The 10,006-nt window shown below is 73.1% G+C and carries 9 protein-coding genes; 7 read left to right on the top strand and 2 right to left on the bottom strand.

The window, feature by feature from the left end; translation table 11 throughout:
* Positions 1-444, top strand: a 444-nt coding sequence (locus ACFU99_RS20005; protein WP_384393737.1) for a TrmH family RNA methyltransferase, incomplete at its 5' end; no start/stop codon positions are given.
* Between the two features lie 64 nt (positions 445-508).
* Here the strand turns inward: ACFU99_RS20005 and paaN are convergent.
* Positions 509-2,200 (bottom strand): phenylacetic acid degradation protein PaaN, encoded by a 1,692-nt coding sequence (gene paaN, locus ACFU99_RS20000; protein ID WP_384393734.1) that lies wholly within the window; start codon positions 2,198-2,200, stop codon positions 509-511.
* A 210-nt stretch (positions 2,201-2,410) separates the two neighbouring features.
* On the opposite strand from paaN, the gene ACFU99_RS19995 reads away from it, so the two are divergent.
* Together ACFU99_RS19995 and ACFU99_RS19990 are read left to right on the top strand one after the other, a co-directional pair.
* Complete coding sequence (locus tag ACFU99_RS19995; protein WP_384393732.1) at positions 2,411-3,955, top strand: 3-hydroxyacyl-CoA dehydrogenase; 1,545 nt, start codon at positions 2,411-2,413, stop codon at positions 3,953-3,955.
* Positions 3,956-3,957: 2 nt separating this feature from the next.
* Positions 3,958-4,545 (top strand): TetR/AcrR family transcriptional regulator, encoded by a 588-nt coding sequence (locus ACFU99_RS19990; RefSeq protein WP_384393728.1) that lies wholly within the window; start codon positions 3,958-3,960, stop codon positions 4,543-4,545.
* A gap of 104 nt (positions 4,546-4,649) precedes the next feature.
* On the opposite strand, the gene ACFU99_RS19985 is transcribed toward ACFU99_RS19990, so the two are convergent.
* The gene (locus ACFU99_RS19985; protein WP_363128484.1) at positions 4,650-5,147 is read right to left on the bottom strand and encodes an Lrp/AsnC family transcriptional regulator; all 498 of its coding nucleotides are present in this window, start codon (positions 5,145-5,147) and stop codon (positions 4,650-4,652) included.
* A gap of 188 nt (positions 5,148-5,335) precedes the next feature.
* On the opposite strand from ACFU99_RS19985, the gene pdhA reads away from it, so the two are divergent.
* The 4 genes from pdhA to ACFU99_RS19965 all read left to right on the top strand — a co-directional run.
* Positions 5,336-6,538 (top strand): pyruvate dehydrogenase (acetyl-transferring) E1 component subunit alpha, encoded by a 1,203-nt coding sequence (pdhA, locus tag ACFU99_RS19980; protein ID WP_384393725.1) that lies wholly within the window; start codon positions 5,336-5,338, stop codon positions 6,536-6,538.
* A complete protein-coding gene (locus ACFU99_RS19975; RefSeq protein WP_384393722.1) occupies positions 6,535-7,581 on the top strand; it encodes an alpha-ketoacid dehydrogenase subunit beta in 1,047 nt (348 codons plus the stop codon). The genes pdhA and ACFU99_RS19975 overlap by 4 nt, the downstream gene beginning before the upstream one ends.
* Positions 7,581-9,041 (top strand): dihydrolipoamide acetyltransferase family protein, encoded by a 1,461-nt coding sequence (locus tag ACFU99_RS19970; protein ID WP_384393719.1) that lies wholly within the window; start codon positions 7,581-7,583, stop codon positions 9,039-9,041. Before ACFU99_RS19975 ends, ACFU99_RS19970 begins: the two co-directional genes overlap by 1 nt.
* Before the next feature lie 148 nt (positions 9,042-9,189).
* The coding region (locus ACFU99_RS19965) for an NTP transferase domain-containing protein (RefSeq protein WP_384393716.1) at positions 9,190-10,006 on the top strand (817 nt) is incomplete at its 3' end.

Raw genomic sequence — 10,006 nt, 5'->3', positions numbered from 1 at the left:
CCCGTCGTCGTCCTGGACAACCCCCGCAACCTCGGCAACGTCGGCGCGGTGATCCGCCTCGCCGCGGGCTTCGGCGCGACGGGCGTCGTGACCACCGGGGACCTCGACCCCTGGCACGGCAACGCCGTACGGGCGGGGGCGGGCCTCCACTACGCCACCGCCGTCGAACAGCTGCCGCTCGACGACCTGCCGCCCGGCCCCCTCTACGTACTGGACCCGGAGGGCGAGGACATCCGGTCCCTCGCCATCCCCGACGACGCGCTCATCGCCTTCGGCTCCGAACGGCACGGGATCTCACCCGAGCTGCGCGCCCGCGCCGAGCACCTCGTGGCGCTGCCCATGCGGCCACAGGTCTCCAGCTACAACCTCGCCACCAGCGTGGCCATGGCCCTCTTCCACTGGGGCGGCAGCTCGCCCCGGACCCCGGAGGCCGCCGCCGCGTAACGGCCGGGCCCGCGGGGCCGGAGCGGGACCGGGAACGAGCGCGCGCCCCGCTGCTCCTTGCGGCTCAGACGGGCTTGCGCACCTCGACCGTGCGGAACCGGGACGCGACGAACGCCCCGTCGCACAGCGCCGCGTTGGCCGACGGGTTGCCGCCCGAGCCGTGGAAGTCGGAGAACGCCGCGGTCTGGTTCACGTACACCCCGCCGGTCAGGTTGAGCGACAGCTGGGCGCACTCCTCCAGGCACGCCTCCTCGACCAGGCTCTCGACCTCCGGCGAGGTGGTGTACGCGCCCACCGTCATCGCGCCCCGGTCCCGGACCGTGCGGCGCAGCAGCTCTACCGCGTCGGCCGCCGAGTCGACGGCGACGGCGAAGGACACCGGGCCGAAGTGCTCGGAGAGATAGGCGGCCTCGGCGTCGGGCTTGGCGCCGTCGAGCTTGACGATGACGGGCGTACGGACCGTGGCGCCCGGGAAGTCGGGGTTGGCGAGGGTCCGTGAGGCCAGCGCGACCTCGCCCAGCCCGGCCGCCGCCTCGACGTGCTCCTTGACCTGCGGGTTGACGATCGCGCCCAGCAGGGCGTTCGCCCGCGCGTCGTCGCCCAGCAGCCCGTCGACGGCGGCCGCGAGGTCGGTGACCACCTCGTCGTACGTCTTGGGCCCGGCGTCCGTCGTGATGCCGTCGCGGGGGATGAGCAGGTTCTGCGGGGTGGTGCACATCTGGCCGCTGTAGAGCGACAGGGAGAACGCCAGGTTGGCGAGCATTCCCTTGTAGTCGCCGGTGGAGTCGATGACGACCGTGTTGACGCCGGCCTTCTCCGTGAAGACCTGCGCCTGCGGGGCGTGGGCCTCCAGCCAGTCGCCGAAGGCGGTGGAGCCGGTGTAGTCGATGATGCGGATCTCGGGGCGCTGGGCCAGGGTCTTGGCGATGCCCTCGCCGTCCCGCTCGGCGGCCAGAGCCACCAGATTGGGGTCGAATCCCGCCTCGGCGAGCACCTGGCGCGCGATGCGGACGGTGAGCGCGAGCGGCAGCACCGCGCGCGGGTGCGGCTTGACGAGGACCGCGTTGCCGGTGGCGAGGGAGGCGAACAGGCCGGGGTAGCCGTTCCAGGTGGGGAAGGTGTTGCAGCCGACCAGCAGGGAGATGCCGCGCGGCACGGCCGTGAACTCCTTGCGCAGGTCGAGCGGGTCGCGCTTGCCCTGCGGCTTGGACCAGTCGGCCCGCCGCGGCGTGCGGGTCTGCTCCTCGTACGCGTAGGCCACGGCTTCCATGCCGCGGTCCTGCGCGTGCGGCCCACCCGCCTGGAAGGCCATCATGAACGCCTGGCCGCTGGTGTGCATGACCGCGTGCGCGAACTCGTGCGTCCGGGCGCTGATGCGCGCGATGATCTCCAGACAGACCGCCGCGCGCGCCTCGGGCCCCGCGTCCCGCCAGGCGGCCATGCCCGCGCGCATGGCGGGCAGCAGCACGTCCACGTCCGCGTGCGGATACTCGATGCCCAACTCCAGCCCGTACGGCGAGACCTCGGAGCCGGCCCAGCCGTCGGAGCCCGGCTGGTCCAGATCGAAGCGCGCGCCGCGCAGGGCTTCGAAGGCCGCCTGTCCGTCGGCGGCGCTCAGGCTGCCGCCCTCGCCGTACGCCTTCGGGTGCTCGGGGTGGGGCGACCAGTAAGCACGGCTGCGGATCGCGTCCAGAGCCTGGTCGAGGGTGGGTCGGTGCTTCTCGATCAACTGCGCGGAGGTGAGCTCGGCGGTCACGACTGACCAACTCCTCGTCGAGCCGGTGGTGAGGGGCGCGGGCGCGCCCTCTCAGCGGGCGGTAGTGGAGACGGGCGGGCGGTGGACCGGCCCCGCGGAAAGAGCGCGGGGGCGCGGAACGGAGACAACACCGCTAGATTAACCGAACGATCGGTCGGGGCAAGGGGGCCTGGCGAACCTGTGGACAACTCATCGGGGAGGATCAGCGACATGACCGAAATCGAGGGCGGCAGCACCGTCACCGGCACCGTGGCCGTCGTCGGGACCGGCACCATGGGCCAGGGAATCGCCCAGGTCGCACTGGTCGCCGGCCATCCGGTCCGGCTGTACGACGCCGCGCCCGGCCGCGCCGCCCAGGCGGCGGCGTCCATCGCGGCGCGCCTCGACCGCCTCGTCGAGAAGGGCCGGCTCACCGCCGCCGACCGCGACGCGGCCCGCGACCGCCTCCACCCGGCGGCGGCACTCGCCGAGCTCGCCGACGCCGAGCTCGTGGTCGAAGCGGTGGTGGAACAACTGGCGGTCAAGCAAGAGCTGTTCGGCGCACTCGAAGAGATCGTCTCCGACACCTGCCTGCTCGCCACCAACACCTCCTCCCTCTCCGTGACCGCCGTCGCGGGGGCGCTGCGCGTGCCCGGCCGCTTCGTCGGACTGCACTTCTTCAACCCGGCGCCGCTGCTGCCGCTCGTCGAGGTGGTCCGCGGCTCCGCCACCGACGAGGCCGCCGCCGACCGGGCGCATGCGACGGCCGCCGCCTGGGGCAAGACCCCCGTGCGCTGCGCGGACACCCCCGGCTTCATCGTCAACCGCATCGCCCGGCCCTTCTACGCCGAGGCGTTCCGGGTGTTCGAGGAACGCGCCGCCGACCCCGCCACCATCGACGCGGCGCTGCGCGAGAGCGGCGGCTTCACGATGGGCCCCTTCGAACTGACCGACCTCATCGGCCAGGACGTCAACGAGGCCGTCACCCGGTCCGTATGGGAGTCCTTCTTCCAGGACCCCAAGTTCACGCCCTCCCTCGCCCAGCGCCGCCTCGTCGAGTCCGGTCTGCACGGACGCAAGTCGGGCCGCGGCTGGTACGACCACGGCCCGGACGCCACGCCCCCCGCCCCGCACACCGCCGAGCCCCGTACGGCACCGCGCGAAGTCACGATCGAGGGCTCCCTGGGCCCCGCGGACGAGCTCCGCGAGCTGATCGAGGAAGCCGGGATCAAGGTCGTACGGGAAGACGACCCGGCGGACCTGACGAGTCAGGGGGGCTGCGTCGTGCTGCCAGGCGGGGCGCGGCTGCTGCTGAGCGACGGCTACACGGCGTCGGACTACGCGTCGTCCGGCACGTACATCTACTTCGACCTGGCGCTCGACTACCGGACCGCCACCCGGATCGTCCTCGCGCCCGCGGACTCCGCCGCCCCCGAGGACGTGGACGAGGCGATCGGCCTCTTCCAGGCGCTCGGCAAGCAGGTCAGTGTGATCGACGACGTCCCCGGCATGATCGTGGCCCGTACGGTCGCGATGATCGCGGACTTCGCGCTCGACGCGGTGGCCCGGGGCGTGGCGGGCCCGGAGGACGTCGACGTCGCCATGCGGCTCGGCGTGAACTACCCCGGCGGGCCGTTGGAGTGGGTCGGCCGGCTCGGCGCGACATGGCTGGAGGGCATTCTGGACGCGCTGCACCAGCATTACCACCCGACCGGCCGCTACGCGCCGTCCCCAGCGCTGCGCCGCCGTGCGGCCGCCGAACGCAGGGTGCTCTAATCATGACCATGGCCAAGCGCGACACCTACACGCCCGAATCGCTGCTCGCGGTCGCCGTCCAGGTGTTCAACGAGCGCGGTTACGACGGCACCTCCATGGAGCACCTCTCCAAGGCGGCGGGGATCTCCAAATCCTCGATCTACCACCACGTCAAGGGCAAGGAGGAGCTGCTGCGCCTGGCCATAGCCCGCGCGCTGGACGGCCTCTTCGGCATCCTCCAGGAGCCGGGCGCGGCCGAGGGGCGCGCGGTCGAGCGGCTGGAGTACGTGACCCGGCGCACCGCCGAGGTGCTGATGGCCGAGCTGCCGTACGTCACCCTGCTGCTGCGCGTCCGGGGCAACACAGACACCGAGCGGTGGGCGATGGAGCGGCGGCGCGAGTTCGACCAGGAGGTCGCGGAGCTGCTGAAGCAGGCGGCGGCCGACGGCGACCTGCGGGCGGACGTGGACATCCGGCTCGCGACCCGGCTGCTCTTCGGCATGATCAATTCGATTGTCGAGTGGTACCGGCCGCACAACGGCGTGGCGACGGACGGCGAGCAGGTGGCGGACGCGGTGGTGCGGATGGCGTTCACGGGGCTGCGCACGTAGGAAGGGATGGCGCGCGCAGGGCCGAGACCGGCGTCTCGTACGTCCCCCCGAATACGTCCCCTCGCAACGTCTCCCGCGCGCCCGCGCGTGGCGGCCCCGTGCGCCTACAGGAGGCCCTGGTTCTCCTGTAGGTCGGTCTCCTCGAAGACCAGCAGCGTGCGGGTGCTCAGGACCTCCTCCATCGACTGGAGGCGGGTGAGGACCAGCTCGCGCAGGGCCCGGTTGTCCTCGGTGTGGACGAGGAGCAGCACGTCGAAATCCCCGCTGACCAGCGCGATATGGGTGGCCCCCGGCAGGGCCTGGAGCTTCTCGCGCACGCTGCGCCACGAGTTCTGGACGATCTTCAAGGTGATGTACGCGGACGCGCCCTGCCCGGCGCGCTCCTGGTCCACGCGGGCGCTGAACCCCCGGATGACCCCGTCGTCGATCAGCCGGTTGATACGCGCGTAGGCATTCGCGCGCGAGATGTGCACACGCTCGGCCACCGACCGTATCGAGGCGCGGCCGTCGGCCTGGAGCATGCGCAGGATGTCGCGGTCGATGTCGTCGAGCGGCCGGGCGGGCGGCCTGCCGCCGGATCCGGCCATCTGTTCGTCCCGCATGCCGTCGTGCCTTCCGCTGATGGACGTACTGCTCATATCTCAGGCTGTGGAGAACCGTTTGTCCACAGGCTCGGGCCGCCTGTAGCCAAAATGTGCCGGCGACCGAACAATCGGTAGGGAGAGCGGGGCGGCTACTCGGCCCGGCCCTCAGCGTGCTCCCAGCCCGCCCATACGAGGAGGTGCTCGACATGACGGTCCTTGAGCAGCCCGGCTCCTACCGGCCCACCCCGCCGCCCGCCTGGCAGCCTCGCACCGACCCCGCGCCGCTGCTGCCCGACGCGGAGCCGTACCGGCTGCTGGGCACCGACGCCGCCGCCGGCCTGGACCCGGAGCTGCTGCGCCGGCTGTACGGGCAGCTCGTGCGCGGCCGCCGCTACAACACCCAGGCCACCGCCCTCACCCGGCAGGGCCGGCTCGCGGTCTACCCCTCCTCCACCGGCCAGGAGGCATGCGAGGTGGCTGCGGCCCTCGTGCTCCAGGACCAGGACTGGCTCTTTCCCAGCTACCGCGACACCCTCGCCGTCGTCGCCCGCGGCCTGGACCCTGTGGCGGCGCTGACGCTGCTGCGAGGCGACTGGCACACCGGATACGACCCGCGCGAGCAGCGCGTCGCCCCGCTCTCCACGCCGCTGGCCACCCAACTGCCGCACGCCGTCGGGCTCGCGCACGCCGCGCGGCTGGCGGGCGACGAGGTCGTCGCGCTCGCCATGGTCGGCGACGGCGGCACCAGCGAGGGCGACTTCCACGAGGCGCTGAACTTCGCGGCGGTCTGGCGGGCCCCGGTCGTCTTCTTCGTGCAGAACAACGGATTTGCGATCTCCGTGCCGCTCGCCAAGCAGACCGCGGCCCCCTCGCTCGCCCACAAGGCGGTCGGCTACGGAATGCCCGGCCGCCTCGTGGACGGCAACGACGCGGCCGCCGTCCACGCGGTGCTCGGCGAGGCCGTCGAGCGGGCCCGCACCGGCGGCGGCCCGACGCTGGTGGAGGCCGTCACCTACCGCGTGGAGGCCCACACCAACGCGGACGACGCCACGCGCTACCGCTCGGACTCCGAGGTCGAGGCGTGGCGCGCCCACGACCCGATCGCGCTGCTGGAGGGCGAGTTGACCGGGCGCGGTCTGATCGACGACGCGGGGATACAGGCCGAGCGGGACGCCGCCGAGCGGATGGCCGCCGACCTGCGCGACCGGATGAACGACGATCCCGCGCTCGACCCGATGGACCTTTTCGCGAACGTCTACGCGGAGCAGACCGCGCAATTGCGGGAACAGGCGGCCCAGTTGCGGGCCGAGCTGGCGGCAGAGCAGCAGGCAGAGCAGCAGGCAGAGCAGTCGCACGAGCCGACGGGCGGGCAGTCGGCCGGGCGGCCGGCGGAGGGGGAGCGACGATGACGACGACGGCAGTGGAGAGCGCGCGCGACACCGCCCGCAAGCCCGTGACGATGGGGCAGGCGCTGACCCGCGCGCTGCGGGACGCCATGGCCGAGGACCCGGCCGTCCATGTGCTCGGCGAGGACGTCGGCACGCTCGGCGGCGTCTTCCGGGTCACGGACGGGCTGGCGAAGGAGTTCGGCGAGGACCGCTGTACGGACACGCCGCTGGCGGAGGCGGGCATCCTCGGGGCAGCCGTGGGCATGGCGATGTACGGGCTGCGGCCCGTCGTGGAGATGCAGTTCGACGCCTTCGCCTACCCGGCGTTCGAGCAGCTGGTCAGCCATGTCTCCCGGATGCGCAACCGGACGCGCGGCGCGCTGCCGATGCCGATCACCGTCCGGGTGCCGTACGGGGGCGGGATCGGCGGAGTCGAGCACCACAGCGATTCCTCCGAGGCGTACTACATGGCCACGCCGGGCCTCCACGTGGTCGCCCCGGCCACCGTCGCCGACGCGTACGGGCTGCTCAGGGCGGCCATCGCCTCCGACGACCCGGTCGTCTTCCTGGAGCCGAAGCGGCTGTACTGGTCCAAGGCCGACTGGTCCGCCGACCGGCCGGAACCGGTGGACCCGATCGGCCGGGCGGCCGTGCGCCGGTCCGGTACGTCCGCGACGCTGATCACCTACGGGCCGTCCGTCCCCGTATGCCTGGAGGCGGCCGAGGCCGCCACCGCCGAGGGCTGGGACCTGGAGGTCGTCGACCTGCGCTCGCTGGTGCCGTTCGACGAGGAGACGGTGTGCGCGTCCGTACGGCGCACCGGGCGGGCCGTCGTCGTCCATGAGTCGCCCGGGTTCGGCGGGCCGGGCGGGGAGATCGCCGCGCGGATCACGGAGCGGTGTTTCCACCACCTGGACGCGCCGGTGCTGCGCGTGGCGGGGTTCGACATCCCGTACCCGCCGCCGATGCTGGAGCGGCACCATCTGCCCGGCGTGGACCGGGTGCTGGACGCCGTCGCCCGGTTGCAGTGGGAGTCCGAGTGGACCGAGGGCGGTGTTCGGTGATGGCCGTGGTGCGCGAGTTCACCCTGCCGGACCTCGGCGAGGGGCTCACGGAGGCGGAGATCGTCCGCTGGCTGGTGGAGGTCGGCGACGTGGTCGCCGTGGACCAGCCGGTGGTCGAGGTGGAGACGGCCAAGGCGATGGTCGAGGTGCCGTGCCCGTACGGGGGCGTGGTGACGGCCCGCTTCGGCGAGGAGGGCTCGGAACGGCCGGTGGGATCGCCGCTGTTGACGGTCGCGGTGGGGGAGCGGGCCGGGGGCGGCATCGACGCGGCCCCGGCAGGTGGTGAGGGGTCGGGCAATGTGCTCGTCGGCTACGGCACGGCGGCCCCGGCTGCGCGTCGCCGTCGGCTGCGCCCTTCGGCCTCTGCCTCTGCCTTTGCCTCTGCCGCGGTCTCGGCCTCTGCCTCCGTCTCCGTCTCGGCCGGTCAGCTGGCGGTGAACGGCGGCGGCTCGGACCGGCGCGTTGGCCTTACGGGCGCGGGCGCGGGCGCGGGCGCGGGCGCGGGCGCGGGTACGGGTACGAGTTCGCGTACGGGCGCGGGTTCCGCGGCCGTGGCTGCCGCCCCTGCCGCGACCGGGCCGTTGGCGGTGATCTCGCCGCTGGTGCGGCGGATCGCGCGGGAGCGCGGGGTGGACCTGCGGGAGGTGGCCGGGTCCGGGCCGGAGGGGCTGATCCTGCGCTCGGACGTCGAGGGCGCGTTGCGGAAGCAGGGCGCGGAGCCGGTGCAGAGCGTTCCGGCCGGCTCGGGAGCGGCGTCCGGCAAGGAAAGGGAAGGGGAGCGCGTACCGCTGCGCGGGGTACGGGGAGCGGTGGCGGACAAGCTGGCGCGGAGCCGCCGGGAGATCCCCGACGCGACGTGCTGGGTCGACGCCGACGCGACCGAACTGCTGGCCGCGCGGGCCGCGATGAACGCGGCGGAGGGGCCGAAGGTCTCGCTGCTCGCCGTTCTGGCCCGTATCTGTACGGCCGCGCTCGCCCGGTACCCCGAGCTCAACGCCACGGTGGACGCCGACGCGCGGGAGATCGTACGGCTGCCCGGCGTGCACCTGGGGTTCGCCGCGCAGACGGACCGCGGGCTGGTCGTGCCCGTCGTGCGGGACGCGCAGGCGCGCGACGCGGTGTCGCTGTCCGAGGAGATCGCCCGGCTGACGGAGGCGGCCCGCGCGGGTTCGCTGAGCCCGGCGGAGCTGACGGGCGGCACCTTCACACTGAACAACTACGGGGTGTTCGGGGTGGACGGTTCGACCCCGATCATCAACCACCCCGAGGCGGCGATGCTCGGCGTGGGCCGGATAGCGGCAAAGCCGTGGGTGGTGAACGGGGAGTTGGCGGTACGGAAGGTGGTACAGCTCTCCTTCACCTTCGACCACCGCGTCTGCGACGGAGGCACCGCCGGGGGCTTCCTGCGGTACGTGGCCGACTGCGTCGAACAGCCGGCGGTGTTGCTGCGGTCGCTCTGAGCCGTGCTCGACTGACGTGCCGTAGGGCCCGTAGGGCCCGTAGGCCCGTAGGCGGGTGGTCTGGCGGGCTGGGAGGCGTCCCCGGTGCGGAACGGCCGACGGGCGGGGCGGGCCTCGGCGGTGTGCCGGGGGTGGCGATACTCGGGGTATGAGTGGATATGACGCCGTGGTGCTGGCCGGTGGGGCGGCGCGGAGGCTGGGCGGGGTCGACAAGCCCGCGGTGCGCGTGGGCGGGCGGACGTTGCTCGACCGGGTGCTCAGTGCCTGCGCGGGCGCCGGAAGCATCGTCGTCGTGGGACCCGAGCGGCCGACCGCCACCCCGGTGACGTGGACGCGCGAGGAACCGCCCGGCGGCGGACCAGTCGCGGCGCTCGCGGCCGGGCTGCGGTGCGTACGGACCGGGACCGCCGTCGTGCTCTCCGCCGACCTGCCCTTCCTCGACGCGCACACCGTACGGGGGCTGCTCGACAGGGTCGAAGGACTAGAAGGACTAGAAGGACTAGAAGGACTAGAAGGACTCGACGGACCCGGAGGACCCGGAGGACCCGGACGGCCCGGACGGCCCGGAGGACTCGAAGGATTCGACGGGGCGTTGCTCTCCGACGCCGACGGGCGCGATCAGCCGCTCGTCGCCGCCTACCGCACCGAACCCCTCCGCCAGGGGCTCGCGCGGCTCGCCGCCGAGCACGGTTCGCTCGTCGGGCTGCCGTTGCGGCTGCTCACCGCCGGGCTCTCGCTCACCCGGCTGCCGCACCCCACCGCCTCCCTCGACTGCGACACCTGGGAGGACATCACCACGGCACGCGCCCGGATCAGGGACGATGGGAACGTGTTGGATGAATGGATTGCCGCAGTCAAGGCCGAACTGGGTATCGAACTCGATGTCGACACGGCCGCCCTCCTCGATCTCGCGCGTGACGCCGCGCATGGCGTCGCCCGCCCCGCCGCGCCGCTGACCACCTTCC

The sequence above is a fragment of the Streptomyces sp. NPDC057654 genome (assembly GCF_042800135.1).
Classification (GTDB): Bacteria; Actinomycetota; Actinomycetes; order Streptomycetales; family Streptomycetaceae; genus Streptomyces.
This window is presented reverse-complemented; position numbering and strand designations above follow the sequence as displayed.

Excerpts from the sequence above, each read along its gene's own strand:
- ACFU99_RS19995 (WP_384393732.1), top strand. The coding sequence starts at position 2,411 with ATGACCGAAATCGAGGGCGGCAGCACCGTCACCGGCACCGTGGCCGTC.
- ACFU99_RS19990 (WP_384393728.1), top strand. The coding sequence starts at position 3,958 with ATGACCATGGCCAAGCGCGACACCTACACGCCCGAATCGCTGCTCGCG.
- ACFU99_RS19985 (WP_363128484.1), bottom strand. The coding sequence starts at position 5,147 with ATGCGGGACGAACAGATGGCCGGATCCGGCGGCAGGCCGCCCGCCCGG.
- pdhA (WP_384393725.1), top strand. The coding sequence starts at position 5,336 with ATGACGGTCCTTGAGCAGCCCGGCTCCTACCGGCCCACCCCGCCGCCC.
- ACFU99_RS19975 (WP_384393722.1), top strand. The coding sequence starts at position 6,535 with ATGACGACGACGGCAGTGGAGAGCGCGCGCGACACCGCCCGCAAGCCC.
- ACFU99_RS19970 (WP_384393719.1), top strand. The coding sequence starts at position 7,581 with ATGGCCGTGGTGCGCGAGTTCACCCTGCCGGACCTCGGCGAGGGGCTC.